This window comes from Virgibacillus salexigens, assembly GCF_000723585.1.
Classification (GTDB): domain Bacteria; phylum Bacillota; class Bacilli; order Bacillales; family Amphibacillaceae; genus Virgibacillus; species Virgibacillus salexigens.
The window spans coordinates 74,927-93,529 of the sequence record NZ_CCDP010000001.1 but is presented as its reverse complement, the minus strand read 5'-3'; the positions used below and the strand labels follow the sequence as shown (position 1 = coordinate 93,529).

The 18,603-nt window shown below is 37.9% G+C and carries 16 protein-coding genes, 2 tRNA genes, 2 riboswitches and 1 other annotated feature; of the genes, 12 read left to right on the top strand and 6 right to left on the bottom strand.

What is annotated here, in order from left to right; translation table 11 throughout:
* Positions 1-3: 3 nt before the first annotated feature.
* Positions 4-954: an ABC transporter substrate-binding protein gene (locus BN990_RS00460; protein ID WP_021290293.1), complete on the bottom strand. Its 951-nt coding sequence runs from the start codon at positions 952-954 to the stop codon at positions 4-6.
* Positions 955-979: 25 nt separating this feature from the next.
* Entirely contained in the window at positions 980-2,038 is a 1,059-nt protein-coding gene (locus BN990_RS00455) for an NAD(P)/FAD-dependent oxidoreductase (RefSeq protein WP_021290294.1), read from the bottom strand.
* 199 nt (positions 2,039-2,237) lie between these two features.
* Positions 2,238-2,343, top strand: a riboswitch (SAM riboswitch).
* A 138-nt stretch (positions 2,344-2,481) separates the two neighbouring features.
* Positions 2,482-2,585: riboswitch (SAM riboswitch) on the top strand.
* 63 nt (positions 2,586-2,648) lie between these two features.
* Between BN990_RS00455 and BN990_RS00450 the strand changes: the two genes are divergently transcribed.
* From BN990_RS00450 to BN990_RS00420, 7 genes are all read left to right on the top strand, one after another.
* Positions 2,649-3,680, top strand: a complete 1,032-nt coding sequence (locus BN990_RS00450) for a methionine ABC transporter ATP-binding protein (RefSeq protein WP_021290295.1) — start codon at positions 2,649-2,651, stop codon at positions 3,678-3,680.
* A complete protein-coding gene (locus BN990_RS00445) occupies positions 3,670-4,320 on the top strand; it encodes a methionine ABC transporter permease (RefSeq protein ID WP_021290296.1) in 651 nt (216 codons plus the stop codon). Before BN990_RS00450 ends, BN990_RS00445 begins: the two co-directional genes overlap by 11 nt.
* Positions 4,321-4,340: 20 nt before the next feature.
* Positions 4,341-5,159, top strand: coding sequence for a MetQ/NlpA family ABC transporter substrate-binding protein (locus BN990_RS00440; RefSeq protein WP_021290297.1), 819 nt, complete (start codon positions 4,341-4,343; stop codon positions 5,157-5,159).
* Between the two features lie 25 nt (positions 5,160-5,184).
* Positions 5,185-6,393 (top strand): M20 family metallopeptidase, encoded by a 1,209-nt coding sequence (locus tag BN990_RS00435; protein WP_038241593.1) that lies wholly within the window; start codon positions 5,185-5,187, stop codon positions 6,391-6,393.
* Between the two features lie 147 nt (positions 6,394-6,540).
* Positions 6,541-6,633 (top strand) — tRNA-Ser (locus tag BN990_RS00430).
* A 210-nt stretch (positions 6,634-6,843) separates the two neighbouring features.
* Positions 6,844-7,059: a binding site (T-box leader), on the top strand.
* A gap of 67 nt (positions 7,060-7,126) precedes the next feature.
* Positions 7,127-7,945, top strand: coding sequence for a pyrroline-5-carboxylate reductase (gene proC, locus BN990_RS00425; RefSeq protein ID WP_187370457.1), 819 nt, complete (start codon positions 7,127-7,129; stop codon positions 7,943-7,945).
* A 12-nt stretch (positions 7,946-7,957) separates the two neighbouring features.
* A complete protein-coding gene (locus tag BN990_RS00420; RefSeq protein ID WP_021290300.1) occupies positions 7,958-8,254 on the top strand; it encodes a TIGR04104 family putative zinc finger protein in 297 nt (98 codons plus the stop codon).
* Positions 8,255-8,299: 45 nt separating this feature from the next.
* Here the strand turns inward: BN990_RS00420 and BN990_RS00415 are convergent, their stop codons facing one another.
* Both BN990_RS00415 and BN990_RS00410 read right to left on the bottom strand, forming a co-directional pair.
* Positions 8,300-8,983 (bottom strand): deoxynucleoside kinase, encoded by a 684-nt coding sequence (locus BN990_RS00415; protein ID WP_038241589.1) that lies wholly within the window; start codon positions 8,981-8,983, stop codon positions 8,300-8,302.
* A gap of 16 nt (positions 8,984-8,999) precedes the next feature.
* Positions 9,000-9,650: a deoxynucleoside kinase gene (locus BN990_RS00410; protein ID WP_021290302.1), complete on the bottom strand. Its 651-nt coding sequence runs from the start codon at positions 9,648-9,650 to the stop codon at positions 9,000-9,002.
* Positions 9,651-9,836: 186 nt separating this feature from the next.
* On the opposite strand from BN990_RS00410, the gene BN990_RS00405 reads away from it, so the two are divergent.
* Positions 9,837-9,909 (top strand) — tRNA-Arg (locus BN990_RS00405).
* Between the two features lie 389 nt (positions 9,910-10,298).
* A complete protein-coding gene (locus BN990_RS00400) occupies positions 10,299-11,390 on the top strand; it encodes an oxidoreductase (protein ID WP_021290304.1) in 1,092 nt (363 codons plus the stop codon).
* Between the two features lie 67 nt (positions 11,391-11,457).
* Here the strand turns inward: BN990_RS00400 and aguA are convergent, their stop codons facing one another.
* Positions 11,458-12,567: an agmatine deiminase gene (gene aguA, locus BN990_RS00395; protein WP_038241586.1), complete on the bottom strand. Its 1,110-nt coding sequence runs from the start codon at positions 12,565-12,567 to the stop codon at positions 11,458-11,460.
* Between the two features lie 185 nt (positions 12,568-12,752).
* Positions 12,753-14,141 (bottom strand): sigma-54 interaction domain-containing protein, encoded by a 1,389-nt coding sequence (locus BN990_RS00390; protein WP_038241583.1) that lies wholly within the window; start codon positions 14,139-14,141, stop codon positions 12,753-12,755.
* 170 nt (positions 14,142-14,311) lie between these two features.
* Here BN990_RS00390 and BN990_RS00385 point away from each other — a divergent pair, with 170 nt between their 5' ends.
* Genes BN990_RS00385 through BN990_RS00375 form a run of 3 tightly spaced genes read left to right on the top strand, consistent with a single transcriptional unit; the run spans position 14,312 to position 18,495 of the window.
* On the top strand, positions 14,312-15,550 hold the full coding sequence (locus BN990_RS00385; RefSeq protein ID WP_038241582.1) for a M20 family metallo-hydrolase: 1,239 nt from the start codon (positions 14,312-14,314) through the stop codon (positions 15,548-15,550).
* Positions 15,551-15,576: 26 nt separating this feature from the next.
* Positions 15,577-16,977, top strand: a complete 1,401-nt coding sequence (locus BN990_RS00380; protein WP_038241579.1) for an aminotransferase family protein — start codon at positions 15,577-15,579, stop codon at positions 16,975-16,977.
* Positions 16,978-17,016: 39 nt separating this feature from the next.
* Positions 17,017-18,495 (top strand): aldehyde dehydrogenase family protein, encoded by a 1,479-nt coding sequence (locus tag BN990_RS00375; protein WP_370459194.1) that lies wholly within the window; start codon positions 17,017-17,019, stop codon positions 18,493-18,495.
* Positions 18,496-18,603: the final 108 nt, after the last annotated feature.

Sequence of the window (18,603 nt, the reverse complement as noted above, 5' to 3'; positions counted from 1 at the left end):
TTACTACTCTTCTTGTTCTTTTCGTTCAATAATTTTATCAACAAGCAAACCAATTTGTTCTTTTACTGCGATTGGGTCGTATCGATAGAAGGTATCAAAATCATTATAAAAGATTTGATCTTGCTTATTAGCATTTAAATTTTGCCATACAGCTGAGTCTTTTAAATCTTTAAGAGCAGTTCCTTCATTTTCTGGATCGTAGGAAGTTAAAAACATATAATCAGCAGCGTATTCTGGAAGTACTTCTAACGATATTTGTTTCGTACTTTCACCACCTGCGTTCTTTTCAGGCATTTTTAATCCAAGGGCATTGTATAAGGCTTGCCCACCTCTGCCAGCATTTTCACCAAATGTCCATAGTTCACCTTTATTGGTCAGCTCATATATCCCAAATGTATCATCTGAGTCAATAATACCCTCTAATTTTTTTCTACCTTCTTCGGCTTCTTGATTAAATTCCGTCATAAATTCTTCAGCTTTTTCAGGTGAACCGACGATATCACCAAATAGATTAACTGTTTCCTCAATATCAGATGTTGTACCGTAAGGGATATGAATCGTTGGTGCAATTTTAGATAATGCCTCATAATTATCATCATACATGACAACAATTAAATCTGGATCTAATTCTAATACCTTTTCCTCATTTAATGGATAGCCGACATCTGTAGCATCTTTTAGAAGATCTGCGATAAATGGATTATCAAACGCGGTCGGTTCCACTCCGACTACATTTGCTCCTACAGAAAGTAATTCTCCACCATAGTAATCGGTAACAATTCGTTCCGGATTCGATGGAATTTCAACGGTACCTTTGGCGGTTTCGAATTCACGCGTGCTATCTTCTTTTTCTTGGTTACTCTCATTTTCTTCGGCGTTATTGCTCCCACTACATGCTGCTAGGAAGGTTAATAGAATAATGAGCAATACATAGATAAATTGTTTCTTATTCATTCGTGTACTCCTTTTTAAACATCGTTTAAGATGATGATTGGTATAAATGCTTCAAAAGTTCTTTGTTTTTCGCATTAAATTTAGCGTTATGAGAAGATACTCTTGCTTTGGCAGCTGCATCTGGCTCTAGTAATAATTTGGCTTGGTTAACTGCATTAGCTGCGTCTACAAAAGCCCCTGCAATTAAATGAACTTTACCATCAAAGGCTAGTATATCGCCAGCAGCATAAAGCCCTTCAACGGATGATGCAGATTTAGATGTGCCTTTTACAAAGAAATCGTTTTCTATTTCAATATGAAGGGGGCTTTCTTTAATAAAGGTTAGTTCCCTTTCATAACCGTAATTAATAATTAGATCATCTGTTTCTAATCTTATTGACTCGTTGATTTCATGGTTATGAATACTTACCGCGTCAATTAGATTTCCTTCTTGATTTGCATGCAACTTCTCTATCGTTGAATTGAGATGAACATGGACGGATGAATTCATTAATTGCTGAATTTGGGCCTCATGACCTTTAAATTCATTTTTGCGATGTACAATATGTACTTGATTAGCAATAGGCTCAAATTCATTTGCCCAATCAATTGCAGAATTGCCTCCACCAGAAATAATAATGTTCTTTCCTTTAAAATGTTCAAGGCTTTGTACCGTATAGTGGAGATTGGTTACTTCAAATCGATCTGCTCCTTCAATATCGATTTTAATCGGATTTAAAATACCACCACCAACAGCGAGGATAACGGTTCTACTTACATATTGATTCCCAGAGTTAGACGTAAGGACAAATAACTGATCTTCATTCTTTTCGATTTTTGTGACTTTCTCATTTAGAACGATTTCTGGATCAAAAGTCACAGCTTGTTCCGCCATTTGATCAATTAATGTTGCTCCAGTTACTGGGGTTAATCCGCCAACATCCCAGATCATTTTTTCAGGATATACATGTACTTTACCACCTAGTTTCGGTTGATATTCTATGATGCGAGTGGATAAGTCCCGCATGCCGCTATAAAAAGATGCATATAATCCTGCTGGTCCGCCACCAACGATCGTTACATCTGTTATATCTGAATTTCGCATATAAGTACCTCCTCCATTTATGATAATGAGAATCATTATCACTAATTTTATTATACAGAAATTTTAGAGGAACGCAATAAACGATAGGTAAAATTACATAAAGGAAAGCGGAAAATTTTAAAATTTTTTCAAAATAGTGATTGACAGAATGAAAGAAGCGTAGTAATCTAATAATCATCATAATTATATTAACGAATACTTCTTATTCAGAGAGGTGGAGGGAATTGGCCCTAAGAAACCTCGGCAGCGGACTGTTAAAAGTACTGTGCCAAATCCAACAAGCTACTGTGCTTGGAAAATAAGAAGAGAGCGCCACATATGGAATCTCTTCTTGATTAAAAGGAGGGATTTTTCTTTTGTAAACACCTTTAAAACCGATTCATCAAGGATTGTATGATCGATCGTGAACACAAAATGTTTACATGTTCATAAAATTTTAATACTTCTTATCCAGAGAGGTGGAGGGACTGGCCCTAAGAAACCTCGGCAGCGGACGATTAAGTACTGTGCCAAATCCAGCAAGCGAATGATGCTTGAAAGATAAGAAGAGGGTAATGGATAGCCTCTTCTTTGATGAAGAGGCTTTTTTATTTAGAAGGGGAGTGACAGCATGATTACGTTTGATCAAGTAACAAAAATATATAACGGCAAAGAACAGCAAGTAAAAGCATTGGATCAGGTGAATTTACAAATTGAAAAGGGAGAAATATATGGTGTGATTGGTTTTAGTGGCGCAGGAAAAAGTTCTCTCATCCGCTGTGTAAACCTATTGGAGCGACCAACTTCTGGGAAAGTAATCGTAGATGGTCAGGACATACTCAACCTTTCAGCAAAGGAATTAAGGGAAGCAAAACGAAGCATTGGAATGATATTTCAACATTTCAATCTATTAAACTCGAAAACGGTGTATACCAATGTGGCTATGCCTTTATTATTAGCTAATATCCCAAAAAATGAAGTGAAAAAGCGAGTTGACGATTTATTGGCATTTGTAGGACTAGCGGATAAGGCAAATAGTTATCCTGATCAGTTATCAGGAGGGCAAAAACAGCGTGTTGGAATTGCACGTGCATTAGCCACAAAGCCAAAGGTGTTGTTATGTGATGAAGCAACGTCAGCACTCGATCCAGAAACAACCAAGTCGATATTGCAATTATTAAAGAAAGTAAATGAAGAATATAATTTAACGATTTTAATCATTACTCATGAAATGGGTGTAATTAGGGAAATTTGCGATAAAGTGGCCGTTTTGGATAGTGGAAAAGTGGTGGAAGCTGGTTCTGTATTTGACGTATTTTCCCAACCTCGAACAGAGATAGCCAAAAATTTTGTACGTTCCGTGATGCATGATGAGATACCGGAATCGGTTTATCAACTCGTAAAAGCACAAGACGAACGACATCAGATATACCGTATTGTATTCGTTGGATCTTCAGCAGGCGCTCCGTTACTATCGCAAATAGCTAAGCAGTATGCTGTCGAAGTGAATGTTTTATTTGGGAGTATTACGGAGTTACAAGGTATTCCTTTTGGCAATTTAATTGTCAAATTTGATGGAGACGAAAAGGAAATTAACCGAGTGATCATGCATATTCACCAACAAGATGTCACGATAAAGGAAGTGTTAGCAGATGTTAGTTGATAACCAACAAATTGTAGCAGCATTATGGGAGACAATCCTAATGGTTGGTATTTCTTTACTTTTCTCCTTTGTGATAGGACTTATATTAGGAATTCTATTAGTGGTAACAAGGAAAGGACATTTATGGGAGAATAAAGTGGTTTTTACGGTTTTGAACGCATTTATAAACATCTTTCGATCAATTCCATTCATTATACTTATGGTCGCTGTCATTCCGTTTACCAGATTAGTGGTTGGCACATCAATTGGTACTGCGGCAGCAATTGTCCCAATGATTTTGTATGCAGGTCCCTATATTGCTAGATTAATTGAAAACTCTCTATTGGAAGTTGACCCAGGAGTAATGGAAGCAGCTCAAGCAATGGGGGCAACACCGTGGCAAATTATTATTCGTTTCCTTATTCCAGAAGCGTTAAGTTCTTTATTATTAGGTATCACTATTGCAACCATTGGGCTAGTAGGCGCATCTGCGATGGCAGGAGCTGTTGGCGGTGGTGGTCTTGGTGATCTAGCAATCACCTATGGATACCAACGCTTTGATACAACGGTGATGCTGATTACAGTTGGTATTCTTGTCGTTATGGTTCAAGGACTGCAATCAACCGGTAATTTCATTTCTAAGAAAATAAGAAGAAGATAAGATAAAAAGGAGCGAACAGCATGAAAAAATTATTTGTGTTTTTAGCACTTATTCTATCAACAATCGTTATTACTGCTTGTTCTAGTAGTGATGCAGCTACAACAGTAAAGGTAGGGATAAGCGGATCCGACACAACCATTTGGGAATATGTAGCCAAAAAAGCAAAAGAGGAAGGGATAAATGTAGAGATCGTCCGATTCTCTGATTATGTGCAGCCAAATCTAGCTTTAGCTGAAGGTGAAATTGATGCAAATGCTTTTCAAACGGTATCTTATTTTGATGCCTTTATAAAGGAGCATAATCTAGATTTAACACCAATTGCCACGACCGTTATTGCGCCAATGGGATTGTATTCTGAAAAACATGATCAACCAGAGGATATTCCAGAAGGTGGAACGATTGCCTTAGCGAAAGAAGCGACAAACATGGGAAGAGGTCTCCTTCTTTTAGAAGAAGCTGGTTTAATTAAGTTAGAAGAGGGATTTGATGGCAATGGGTCACTAGACAAAATTGTTGAGAACCCAAAAAACCTTCAGTTTGAATTATTAGTTGCTGGTCAAACCCCTCGTGTATTACCAGATGTGGATGCTTCGATAATTAATAATGGTATTGCTGTTGATGCAGGATTTAGTCCGTTAGATGACGCTATCTACCATGAAGATGAAACAGCAACCCCTTATATAAATATCATTGCCGTCCAAGAGAAAGATAAAAACAATGAGGTATTAAAGCAATTAGCGGAAATTTATCAAACAGAGGATGTTGCCAACTTTATAGAAGAAGAACGAAATGGAAATTCTATTCCTACATTTGTTCCGTTAAGTGAAATCGGTCATTAATTAACAAAAAACGAGGTGAGCAAGGATGACAGTTGCAATTGATCGAACAACAAAATTAAAGAAACAAATTGCTGCGTATATTGATGCAAATTCAGAAAGATATATAGGAATAAGCCATGCAATCCATGAAAATCCAGAAATCGGAAATCAGGAAGTTTACGCAGCAAAAACACTAACTGATATTTTGGTAGAGGAAGGCTTTGAGGTAGAAAAGGATATCGCAGGACATCCAACTGCCTTTATTGCCAGAAAAACGGGGAAAAACAAAGGACGTACAATCGGTTTTTTAGCAGAATACGATGCATTGCCGGGTATAGGTCATGCTTGTGGCCATAATATGATTGGCAGCCTTAGTATTGCTGCTGCCATTGGTCTTAGCAAAGTCATTGATGAGATTGGTGGTGAATTGGTAGTACTTGGGACACCGGCTGAGGAAGGTGGGCCAAATGGCAGTGCGAAAGGAAGCTTTGTAAAAACAGGCCGAATAGATGATATAGACGCTGCGATTATTGTTCACCCAGGTGCTGAAACAAATACTACTCGACCAACGTTGGCTGTTGATCCATTGGATTTTGAATTCTTTGGGAAGCCTGCGCACGCATCTGCCTATCCTGAACAAGGGATTAATGCGCTGGACGGAGTAATCCAATTATTTAATGGAATTAATGCACTACGTCAACACCTTCCAAGTGATGTACGTATTCATGGAATTATAACAGATGGTGGAGATGCGCCTAATATTGTACCGGAATATGCTAAGGCACGCTTCTTCATCAGAGCAGCCTCACGAACCGTCTTAGATGATGTAACAGCTCGTATTAAGTCAATAGCAGAAGGAGCAGCATTGGCAACGGGGTCCAAGGTGAACGTTTCTGCATTCCAAAATCAAGTAGATAATTTTATTATAAATCGTTGTTTTGATGATGTATTTACCCAAGTAGTGGAGGAGTTAGGAGAGACTGTTCATACAACGGATCATACTGCACTTGGCTCGACGGACGCAGGAAATATAAGTCAGGTTATTCCAACCATTCATCCACATATTAAAATTGGTCCAAGTGATCTAATAGGGCATACGGAAGCATTTCGGGATGCTGCTAAATCAGAAAAAGCGGATCAAGCTTTGATTATTGGAGCAAAAGCAGCAGCATATACTGCTTTTCAATTAATTACGGATAAAACAGTATATAAACGAATACAACGTGAGTTTCAAGAAAGAATAAAAGAAAGGTAAGAGTTAGGTTTGAAGAAATCTTGCGAAACCAGGATTTCTTCTTTTCTTTTTACGTAATATTTATCTGCTAATCAAAAGAAAATTATGAAATCTGATTTTCTAATTGACAAGCTTATCCGACCGTGATATAGTATATTCTGTTGCCACGGAGGTATACCCAAGTCTGGCTGAAGGGAGCGGTCTTGAAAACCGCCAGGGGTGTAACAGCCCGCGGGGGTTCGAATCCCTCTACCTCCTCCATTTAAAAATTAGCGCATAAAATTTTGGAGATAAGAAAACCGTTACTGTGTAGCGGTTTTTTTCGTATTTTATAAGAAAATGCTCTTTCATTTCTTATAGAAAAGCTTTCATTGTAAACATATAATTACTATAACCTTATTATACTTAATTATAGATGAACTTGACATTTCACGTATTTCAGCATATAGTACATATCTAAGCCAATACTATAAAAAGGCAGTGAAGAGGCTAGTAGTACCATGTACGTACGAAAGAGAATGGGATTCATCGGCTGAAAGATCCCAACGTCAACGACGGGTATGAACCTACCTCTGAGCCGTTAGTTAAAAACTGACCGCAGATAAGACTGTGTTAAAAATAAAAGCTGGACATAGGAAATCTATGTCAATTTAGGTGGTACCGCGGAAAACCCTTTTCGTCCTTCATATTGGATGAAAAGGGTTTTTTTGATTCTTAATTCTAATTTAGTAGCAATAACCTAGAGGAGGTTTTGATAATGAATAAAAAAATAGCTTTTATTGGTGCAGGATCCATGGCTGAAGCAATCATTTCAGGTATGGTACGTGCTGAAATTGTAGATAATGAAAAGATCATCGTTACAAATCGGAGCAACCGAGAACGTATTACGCGGTTAGAACAGCGCTATCAAATTAATAGCATGATGGATAAGGAAAAATTGACAACGGATACGGATATCATCATTCTTGCTACGAAACCATACGATATGGAGCAGGCAATTGATTCAATTAAGGCTTATGTTACAACAGATCAATTAATTATTTCTGTTACAGCAGGCATTTCTACGGAATCCATTCAAGAATTATTTGGCATTGAGATTCCAATTATACGGGCAATGCCCAATACTTCCGCATCCATTGGCTATTCTGCTACGGCACTTGCAGCAGGAATCCATGCTAGTGAAAACCATATGAAGGAAGCAAGGGTACTTTTTGAAACAATAGGAACAACAGAAATTGTAGATGAATCCGATATGCATATCGTTACAGGTATTTCTGGAAGTGGGCCTGCTTATATATATTACCTCGTAGAAGCAATGGAAGCAGCAGCCATATCATCTGGACTAGATAGGGATACGGCCAAATCGTTGATTGCTCAAACGATCCTAGGTGCTGGCGAGATGTTACAGCAGTCAGAAGATACTGCTGCGGCATTAAGGGAAAAGATTACAAGTCCAGCAGGAACCACACAAGCGGGTATCGAATCCTTAAAAAGAAACGATTTCCAAAAGATTATTATGGAATGTGTGCAAGCTGCCCGTGATCGGTCCATTGAATTAGGGAATGAAAAATAAGGAGGCGGATCCATGCCAATTTGTGCTCATTGTGAGAAGCAGTGGGAGTATGTAGATACATTGAAACGTTGTTTTCGAATAAAAATGCCATGTCCTTATTGTGGTGAAGCAAATTATCATTCTGCACAGAGTCGGAAAAAAGAGGCGATGAATTCCATTATTATGCTTCCTTTTATCTTTCTAATGAATATGATTTTCGACTTTTCCGTTTCTGGATTATTTATTATGGCGGGGATTTTACTAATGTTTATTCTAGCAATCGTGCCATTTTCAATCGAATTGAGCGAAGAAGAGGAAGCACTATGGTAGAGGTATTCTTTTGTTAACAAAAATGCGCCCTGGTATGGGCGCATATTATTTGATTAATTCTCTTGATTTCCAACGTCTCGATTGTTGAATAAAGTGTCCAACCTTTTCTAGGATTGGTTCGATTGATTCCTCTTGTTTCAAGAGATCATAATCGGAAATATTAATTCTTAGTATTGGGCAGGCGTTAAAATTATTAATCCAATCTTCGTATCGTTTATACATTTCTTTCCAATAAGAAATAGGTGTGTTTTTTTCCATTTCACGGCCTCGAGATTGAATTCGATTAATAACATCGTCAAAAGAGCCTTCTAGATAAATTAACAGGTCTGGATGTGGGAAGTATGGTGTCATTACCATTGCATCGAATAAGCTTTTATAGGTCTCATAATCGGTTTTTGACATGGTCCCATTATCGTAATGCATTTTCGCAAAAATCCCTGTATCCTCATAAATGGAACGATCTTGTATAAAACCTCCACCATATTCAAATATCTTTTTCTGTTCTTTAAATCGTTCCGCTAGGAAGTAAATCTGTAAATGAAAGCTCCAGCGCTCAAAATCATGATAGAATTTTTCTAAATATGGGTTCGTATCCACTTTCTCTAGTGAAGTTTTAAATCGTAGTGCTTTTGCTAAAGCATGAGTCATGGTTGATTTACCTACTCCAACTGTGCCTGCTATGGTAATGATACTATCATTTGGAATATGGTATTTTTCTCTTAAATTCATGATTGTTTCCCCTTTTTTAACCTTTTCTTACTTCTGAAGTAACCTTTTGTAGCTGTTCATCCACTTGGTTAATAATTTGTTCTAAATGTTTTTGGTATCGAACAAAATCAATTTCATCTCCATTCACTCGAATAACAGGAATATCAGGATGCATGATTTCGAATTCATTCATATAATTTTCATAGTCCTGTGAAAGTTGAGCGAGATAAGAAGTTTTAATATGTTGTTCGATTTCCCTGCCACGTTGATGAATTCGATTTATAATCGTATCCAAACTACCATGTAAATAGATCATCATATTTGGTACAGGCATATCCTTTGTTAAGATATGATAAATTTGCTCGTATTTCTCAAATTTATCCGCTGGAAGGGTACGTTTTGCAAAGATCATATTTTTCGATATATGGTAATCAGCGACCACTGCTTTATTGTCGCTGAGATATTTTGTCTCAATGTCTTCCAATTGTTTAAAACGATTGCAAAGGAAGAACATTTCTGTTTGAAAACTCCATTCCTCGATATTTTCATAAAATTTTCCTAGAAATGGGTTTTCCTCCACAATTTCCTTTAACAAATGATAGTCAAAATGCGAGGAAATCTTTTTGGCCAATGATGTTTTTCCTATACCTATTGGCCCTTCAATGGCGATAAAAGGAGCTCTTGCCATTACTTCATCCTCCAATCCATATCTACCTAAACACATGTATTATATTTTATCATACAAGCAAATCGAGTACCATGTATAATTAGATCTGATACTTTTCAAGTCTGCCACAATTTTGTATAATGAATATTGCTTGGTAAAAAAGCCTGTAGATCAGATAGGGTCAAAACGATTGTCTTTCTATATCATGCCCCCGTAGCTCAGGGGATAGAGCATCGGTTTCCTAAACCGTGTGTCGCAGGTTCGAATCCTGCCGGGGGCGTAATAAAACCAATTTATGTTTAGATCCCTTTATAAACAAAAAATAAGTAGGCAGCTACCTACTTATTTTTTTATATAATGTTTTTTAACTTCCCATTGTAAGTTTGTTTGTGTGTTCATGTTGAGTTTCTTTGCTAATAAATTAGCAGCATTAAAATCAGTGAAAGTTTTACACGAGTGGCTGTTAGAGTCCTTCAACATTTCAGTTGTCCCATTAATAGTTCTGGAAAGAACAAAGATATGGATCAACTCCTTTCGACTTAACCAAAGCCTAATTATATTATCTCATAGATTAATTAATGTGTATAGTTTGGATGTTTAATTTCACTACCAATTGGGAAAGTAAGAAGAAGATGTGTATTTTTAACGACGGAAAGTAGGCTGAATGACATGAATAATTTATTTGAACAAGCATATTTAGGAATGCAAATCTTAAAAAATCGTTATATCGTGGCACCGATGACAAGAGTAAGTTCAGAAAAGGACGGTACGCCAAATGAGCGCGTAAGTGAATATTATGAACGCTTTGCTAAGGGTGGATTTGCCGCAGTTATCACTGAAGGAGTGTATCCGGATACAAAATATAGCCAAGGTTATGAAAATCAAGGGGGACTAGCAACCGAAAAGCATGCAACCCATTGGAAACCAATCGTAGATCGTGTTAAATCGCATGGTTCACTCATGATTGCTCAATTAATGCATGCAGGAGCACAATCACAAGGGAGTTATTATTCAGATGTAACGGTTGCTCCTTCCCCGTTTTCACCTCCTCAAGATAAAGTGGAGGTTTATGGTGGCAGTGGTCCATTTCCTACTGCCAAAGAGCTATCGGTAGAAGAAATGACTGAAATCAAGCAAAGCTTTGCACAATCCGCTATCTATGCCAAGCAAGCTGGATTCGATGGGGTTGAGCTGCACGGCGCAAATGGTTATTTACTAGATGAATTTCTATCGGAAATTAGCAATCATCGTACAGATCAATATGGTGGAAGTGTGGAAAATCGTCTTCGCTTCTTAAAAGAATTAATTGAAGAAGTTCGAGCAGCTATCGGTGGAAACATGATCCTTGGCATTCGGATTTCTCAATTGAAAGCGACAAATGGCAGTTATAAATGGCCAGGGGGAGAAGCAGATGCTGAGATTATCTTCTCTGAATTAGGTAAAACCGATATTGATTATATTCATATTTCGGATGATGACGCAGCCACATCAGGATTCGGTGAAGGTACGATGACGATGTCTGAAGCTGCCAAAGCATTCTCTGGGAAACCAGTTATTGCTTGTGGTCAATTAGGTGATCCAGAAAAAGCTTCAACTGTGATCGAAAAAGGCCAAGCGGATTTTATTGGTGTTGCCCGCCAAGCCCTTGCTAATCCTGATACCCCAAACCGCGTAAAAGAAGGCAGACCGTTAGATAAGTGGGATGGGAAAGCAATTATGACACCAAAAGCCTATATTAAAGATTTCGAGTTAGAAATGTAACGTAACAATGAAATCCCAGTGGGAGCAATTGCTCTCACTGGGATTTTTTCATAAATGTATTTTCCAATTATTTACCGTTATAAGGTAACGGCTGCTGTTGAGTAATACAGTGGATGTTACCACCACCGACGGATATTTCCCGGGTGTTGATTGGAATTATTTTTCGATCTGGATACATTTCTTTAAACTTTTCAATCGCATAAACATCTTGAGGATCATCAAATGTTGGTAAAATCACTCCACCATTACATAAATAACAATTAATATATGTTGCTATAAAGGTTTTCTCGGATGTTCGTTCAAAACTGTGATTGGAAAAATCGATTTCTAGGCTTTCTGATTCACTCAAAGTCACTTGTTGGGGCAGATGCAATTTATGAATCTTCAACTTCCGCCCCTTGGCATCCGTAGCCTCTTGGAGTATCGTAATGGCTTCTTGAAGCACTGGATATTGTGGGTGATCTGGATCGTCTGTCCAACCAATGGCAACTTCACCTGGTCGGACGAAAAACACCACTTCATCCACGTGGCCATCTGTTTCATCGCCGATTAAACCACCTTTTAACCAAATGACTTTCTCAATACCTAAGTATTGGCGTAACTTTTCTTCGGTTTCTTCTTTTGTCAACTGCGGGTTTCGATTCGGATTTAGGAGACATTGTTCAGTCGTAATAAGTGTTCCTTGCCCATCTACGGTAATTGCTCCACCTTCTAGTATGAAGTCATTCGCATCATATCTATTGATTTGTTCAATTTCCAACACTTTTTGTTTTACAAGAAGGTCTTTATCCCATGGATAATAAAGACCTTCCTCTATACCGCCCCAGGCATTAAACCCCCAGTCTATGCCTCGAATGTTGCCCTTATCATTAGTAACAAACGTTGGTCCAATATCGCGCATCCAGGCATCATTAGATGATAGTTCCACTATACGGATATCGTCCGGTAAAAGTGCACGAGCATTTTCAAATTGTTCTGCCCCTACACACATTGTAACTTGCTCAAACATTGAGATTGCCTTAGCTACCTCACTATAAACTCTCTGAGCAGGTTTAGCTCCTGATCTCCAAGTGTCTGTTCTGGTCGGCCAAAGCATCCATGTACCTTTATGTTTTTCAAATTCCCCAGGCATTCTATATCCGTCTTGTATAGGTGTACTATATAGGTCAACTACCATGTCCATCCCCCTTAAAATAAGTATCTTTAACATCTCTGCAAATTTAATGCCATTTTCAATGCCTTCCAATTGATTTAGATTGTTATCCTTATCAGCATCCTTTCTATTTGAAAATAATCGTTATAGACTTAATTATAGGATTGAGTTAATTTCGGTTCACTCCGTTAGGAACGGAGAAGCTTATATTAAATGTTGTATTTTTTTAATCTTCGCATGAAAGAAGATTGGGTTATTCCTAGAGATTGAGCAGCTTTCCTTGTTGATTGGTGCTCCATTTGTGCTTCCTGAATGACTTTCTTTTCAATTTGACCTAAAAAACTGGGGAGGCTTTGCCCATTTAAACTAAAAGCAGGTTTTTTCTTATGGTGAAATTCCTCCAGCACTTCTTCTGATAGGTCTGTTTTTTCAATAGTAGTTGATTTTGCGGTAACTACTAATCTTTCTACCATGTTTTCCAACTCACGAATATTGCCTGGCCAACTGTAATTTTTTAGGTATGATAACAAGTCTTTGCTCAGGTTAGATGTTGTTTTATACTTGGTTTTAAACAAGTCAAAGTAATGGTAAACCAGAGGAAGGATATCATCTTTCCGTTCTCTTAATGCTGGAATATGGATCGAAACAACATTAAGTCGATAATATAAATCCTCTCGAAATTGTTTATCCTCTACCATTTTTAAAAGGTTTTGGTTGGTGGCAGTTATAATTCGCACATCTACCTTCTTCAGATCTGTTGAACCAATTGGAATAAATGATTTATTTTGTAATAGTTGAAGCAGCTTTGGTTGTAGCGCCAATGGCAGTTCTGCAATTTCATCGAGAAAAAGAGTTCCCCCATTTGCCTTCTCTACCAAACCAACTTTTCCCCCACTATTTGCGCCTGTAAATGCCCCCTTCTTATAACCAAATAACTCCGATTCCAGCAATGTTTCTGGTATTGCTCCACAATTGATTTCTACAAACGGCTTGTCAGGTCGGTTACTTCTTTTATGAATTTCCTCAGCTATCATGCTCTTTCCGACACCTGTCTCCCCATTTAGGAGAATGGTTGCATCGACTTTGGATACCCTGCTTATTAAATCCAACATTTCCTCATGCTTCTTACTTTTTCCGATGACTACTTGCTTTTTATTTACTTCGTTTTGTTTTTCCTTCATTAATTGTAATTCTTCCCAATATTTTTGCAAAAGTGTTTCTGCTTTTTCTAATTTAAATGAAGCTCTCACTGTTTCTGTGATATCTTTAACCTGTACTAGGATATATTTCGTATTATCGGTTTTGATGTTGACTAAATATCCAGTTGCTAAATATTGCCGCCCTTTCGAGGTTTGAACCTTTGTGACGGTCTCTTTTTTTTCTAAGACAATTTTTGTGACAGATGGCGTAAATAGTCCGTTAGTTTCCAACTCCTTCACATTTCTGCCTATCACCTTAGAGCGCGGCGCCCCCATTTGTTTCGTACTTGTATCATTAATCCATAGTGCAACCCCATTGCAGTCAGCAATAAAGATGCCATCCTTTAAATGGTTAAAAATATGATGAAAGTGACTATCTTCAAAAAATTTTTTGTCCATATCCCTCTCCCCTTTATAGGATGAACCGAAATTGATTCGATTCGATCCAAAATCAACTCGAATTTAAACTATATCGTATCAATTCTCAAACTAAAAATCTAATTTCTCACGTTTTTTGCAATTTTATTTTTGGCATGAAAATTGCATAATTAATAATGAGGAGGTAAGATATGGAGTCATTGATGTTGAGAATTAATAGAAATCGTTTACTAGAAACAATAAAAGTAAGCTCCTCAATTGGTGCTACTAAGAATGGAGGGTTAAATCGGCTTGCCCTAACAAAAGAAGATCAAGCGATGCGTAATAAATATGTTACATGGCTGCGCCAAGAAGATTTACAAGTGAGATATGACGATTTCGGCAATATTTATGGAAGAAGAGAAGGTAAAATCCATGATGGTCCCGCTGTAGCTGTTGGTTCTCATCTAGATACACAGCCTTGCGGAGGGCGTTTTGATGGAGTTTTAGGTGTTTTAACAGCGTTGGAGGTGATCAGGGTATTAAATGAGCATAATATTGAAACCGATTACCCAATAGAAATTATCAATTTCACTAATGAAGAGGGCGCAAGGTTTGAGCCTCCTATGCTTGGTTCTGGAGGATTAACCGAAAGTTTAGCAAAGGAATTCATCTACAATATTAAGGATGACGATAATGTATCCTTTGAAAAAGCGCTGATAGACAGTGGGTACTTAGGAAGAGAGAAAAATCGAATAAAAAATATAAAAAATTTTATAGAACTTCATATTGAACAAGGACCAATTCTCGATAATCAAAATAAGTCGATAGGTATTGTTCAAGGTATTCAGGGGATGAGCTGGCTAAATGTATCTGTTACAGGTGAAACAAATCACGCCGGACCTACACCTATGAGTAACCGAAGAGACGCGCTTGTTCCTTCCTCCAAAATGATTACAAAAGTAAACGAGTTAACGAAAGAAATGGAAGGATTAAAAACAACAATTGGTAAATTGCATGTCAAACCTAATGTTACAAATGTAATACCAGGCGAAGTCGAATTTATGATCGATATTCGTCATGAAGATGATGAAATAAGATCCTATGCTATTGAAAGGTTGAAGGAACAGCTAAGTACCATTGCTTTAATGAATAATGTCGAGGTAACGATTACTACAGACTGGCACTCGGATGCCGTTAGATTTTCTTCAACTGTAACCGAAGCTATTAATGAGGCAGCTCAAAAATGGGGGTATTCCTCTTTAAAACTATTCAGTGGTCCAGGTCATGACGCTAAGTATATGACCCGATTAGCTAATAGCGGCATGATTTTTCTGCCTAGTATTCACGGGATCAGTCATAATGAGCAAGAACTTACTTTAGATGATGATATAGAAAAAGGGGCAAATACCCTTCTGTATGTTATACAAAAACTAGCTAACACGGTGTAAATTTATCTTTATTAAGGAGTGGTTATATGAGTAAAAGCAAACTAGCCCAACATTCAAATCCTGAAAAATTAGCAAGTGAATTATCAATCTTAGATCGGAAGCATCTTCTGCATCCATCTACGAATCCTAAGGCACAGGTTCAACATGGTCCAAAACTTATTTTTTCTGGAGGTGAAGGTATTCATCTTCATGATATGAAAGGCAACACTTATATCGACGGAGTGTCGATGTTGTGGAATGTTAACTTAGGTCATGGACAAAAAGAATTGGCAGATGCTTCTTATCAACAAATGACCAATATTGCTTACGCTTCTACTTTCTATGGTTATGCCAATGAGCCAACTGTCCGTTTAGCTGAAAAGATAGCAGCTTTAGCACCAGGAGACCTAAATACAATATTTTTTACTTCTGGTGGTTCAGAATCCAATGATACGGCATTCAAACTATCCAGATTTTACTGGCAATTACGGGGCTATACGGAAAAAAGAAAGATTATCTCTTTAAGAAGAGGCTACCATGGTGTAACCGTTGCAGCACAAAGAGCAACAGGAATCGATGCTTACCGCAACTTTTCCGGGTCCATCGATCCGGATATCGATAATGCCAAAGCCCATCTTACTGAATGTGAGCTTGGTGCCAAAGATCATCCTGAGTATGAAGGAAGTATTAGAAGCATCATTGAAAAGGAAGGTAAAGATAGGATCGCTGCTGTCATTGTCGAGCCTATTCAAGGTGCTGGAGGAGTCCATATCCCTCCTGAAGGATATCTCAAAGCGGTAAGAAAACTCTGTGATGAATTTGATATTCATCTCATCGCTGATGAAGTTATCTGTGGATTTGGACGAACTGGAAAAATGTTTGGTGTTGATCACTGGGAGATTGTTCCTGATTTTATGTCAATTGCAAAAGGAATAACTAGCGGATATGCCCAACTAGGCGGTGTAATCATGAAAGAACACATCCGCGATACGATTACCGAGTATGACGACATGTTAGCACACGGATTCACATACAGCGGACACCCAACAGCTTGTGCCGTTGGATTAAAAAATATTGAAATTATAGAACGTGATGGTCTTGTTAGTAATGCAAGTCTAATGGGGCAAGAGCTTGAGAAAGGACTTCACTATCTGGAGGATAAGTATCATTTTGTAACAAATGGAAGAACCAAAGGCTTATTAGCTGGGTTTGATTTAATGGAGGATCCAAAAGCTGATATTCCCTTTGATGGTTCTGTAAAAGCAGCTACTACGCTTGTAGAAAATTGCTATGAAAGAGGGCTGTTAATTAGACCATTTGATTTTGAACCAGGAATGAATATTGTAGCTATTGCTCCTCCTCTGATCGTCAATAAAAATGATGTAGAGAAGATCATCCAAATTTTGGAAAACGCATTAACTGCTTTCTCACAAAAACTTAAAAACTAGGCATACTCTAATCTTTGGTAAACAGGAGGTCTACTTGTGATTAAACATGAATTAGAATTGCACCCAAAAGTAACAGCATTTTTAAACGAACCGAAAAGATTATTTATCAATGGGGAATGGCATGAATCCATAGACGGCAATTTGTTTGAAACGATTAATCCAGCAACAGGAGAAGTATTAGCAACTGTTCATGAAGCTGGCGAACTCGATGTTAATATGGCTGTTCATGCCGCGTCTACAGCCTTTGAAGAAGGGGATTGGCCGGCAATTAGTTCTTATGAAAGATCGAAATTAATGCATCGATTAGCTGATTTGATGGAACGCGATTTTGAGGTTCTAGCACAGATAGATAGTTTAGACAATGGGAAATCGATCAAAGAAATGACCCAAAGTGATTTACCCAATGCTATTGAACAGCTTCGATATTATGCTGGCTGGACGACTAAAATGACTGGACAAACGATTCCTATTTCACAATCATATTTTAATTATACGCACCATGAGCCTGTAGGTGTGGTTGGCCAAATAATACCTTGGAATTTCCCTATTATGATGGCTTTATGGAAAATAGCCCCGGCTCTAGCAACAGGGTGTACGATTATATTGAAGCCTGCGGAGCAAACCCCGTTGTCCGCTTTGTACTTGGCTAAGCTGATTGAAGAAGCCGGGTTCCCTAAAGGCGTCATAAATATTATTAATGGCTTTGGCAAAACGGCTGGCGAAGCACTTGTGAAACATCCGAAGGTAAATAAAATTGCTTTCACAGGCTCTACCCCCGTCGGCCAATCTATCATGAAGGAAGCTGCTAATACGTTAAAACGGGTTACATTGGAACTCGGTGGAAAATCACCAAATATCATTTTGCCTGATGCAGATCTGAATAAAGCAATACCAGGTGTATTTAGCGGAATTATGGCTAATCAGGGGCAAATATGTTGTGCAGGATCTAGAGTGTTTATACCAGACCATCTTTACGATGAGGTTGTTAATAAGTTAGTAGATTATGCTCATAACGTTAAGCTAGGTCATGGCTTAGACGAAAATACAGCCATGGGGCCACTAGTATCCGCCAGGCAGCAAGAAGTAGTTATTTCTTATATAAATAAAGGTGTTGAGGAAGGGGCGAATCTGTTAATTGGTGGAGAAAAGTCAGAAAAAGGATACTTTGTTACACCAACCGTGTTTTCAGATGTAGAAGATCATATGACCATAGCAAAAGAAGAAATATTTGGACCTGTTGTTGTAGCGATGCCGTATAGTACAGTTGATGAGGCAATTGAACGTGCCAATTGTAGTTCTTATGGTTTGGCAGCAGGTCTCTGGACGGAAGATTTAAGAAATGCACACAAGTTATCTAGGAAGTTAAAGGCTGGAACGGTATGGGTGAATTGCTACAATCTCACAAATGCTGCTGCGCCTTTTGGAGGTTATAAGGAATCCGGTATCGGTCGTGAAATGGGATCCTATGCATTAGATAATTATACAGAGGTTAAGAGCGTATGGATTAACTTGGAGTAAAAACCCCTTACCTGACAATTCTCTATTGTTATTTATAGAGGTTGTTAGGTAAGTCCTTAAGTTAGAAATGGTTTTGGTTCAGTTTTCATCAAGATACTACTCTATGCC

Coding starts and splice junctions, on each gene's coding strand:
- BN990_RS00460 (WP_021290293.1), bottom strand. CDS start 954: ATGAATAAGAAACAATTTATCTATGTATTGCTCATTATTCTATTAACC.
- BN990_RS00455 (WP_021290294.1), bottom strand. CDS start 2,038: ATGCGAAATTCAGATATAACAGATGTAACGATCGTTGGTGGCGGACCA.
- BN990_RS00450 (WP_021290295.1), top strand. CDS start 2,649: ATGATTACGTTTGATCAAGTAACAAAAATATATAACGGCAAAGAACAG.
- BN990_RS00445 (WP_021290296.1), top strand. CDS start 3,670: ATGTTAGTTGATAACCAACAAATTGTAGCAGCATTATGGGAGACAATC.
- BN990_RS00440 (WP_021290297.1), top strand. CDS start 4,341: ATGAAAAAATTATTTGTGTTTTTAGCACTTATTCTATCAACAATCGTT.
- BN990_RS00435 (WP_038241593.1), top strand. CDS start 5,185: ATGACAGTTGCAATTGATCGAACAACAAAATTAAAGAAACAAATTGCT.
- BN990_RS00420 (WP_021290300.1), top strand. CDS start 7,958: ATGCCAATTTGTGCTCATTGTGAGAAGCAGTGGGAGTATGTAGATACA.
- BN990_RS00415 (WP_038241589.1), bottom strand. CDS start 8,983: ATGAATTTAAGAGAAAAATACCATATTCCAAATGATAGTATCATTACC.
- BN990_RS00410 (WP_021290302.1), bottom strand. CDS start 9,650: ATGGCAAGAGCTCCTTTTATCGCCATTGAAGGGCCAATAGGTATAGGA.
- BN990_RS00400 (WP_021290304.1), top strand. CDS start 10,299: ATGAATAATTTATTTGAACAAGCATATTTAGGAATGCAAATCTTAAAA.
- aguA (WP_038241586.1), bottom strand. CDS start 12,567: ATGGTAGTTGACCTATATAGTACACCTATACAAGACGGATATAGAATG.
- BN990_RS00390 (WP_038241583.1), bottom strand. CDS start 14,141: ATGGACAAAAAATTTTTTGAAGATAGTCACTTTCATCATATTTTTAAC.
- BN990_RS00385 (WP_038241582.1), top strand. CDS start 14,312: ATGGAGTCATTGATGTTGAGAATTAATAGAAATCGTTTACTAGAAACA.
- BN990_RS00380 (WP_038241579.1), top strand. CDS start 15,577: ATGAGTAAAAGCAAACTAGCCCAACATTCAAATCCTGAAAAATTAGCA.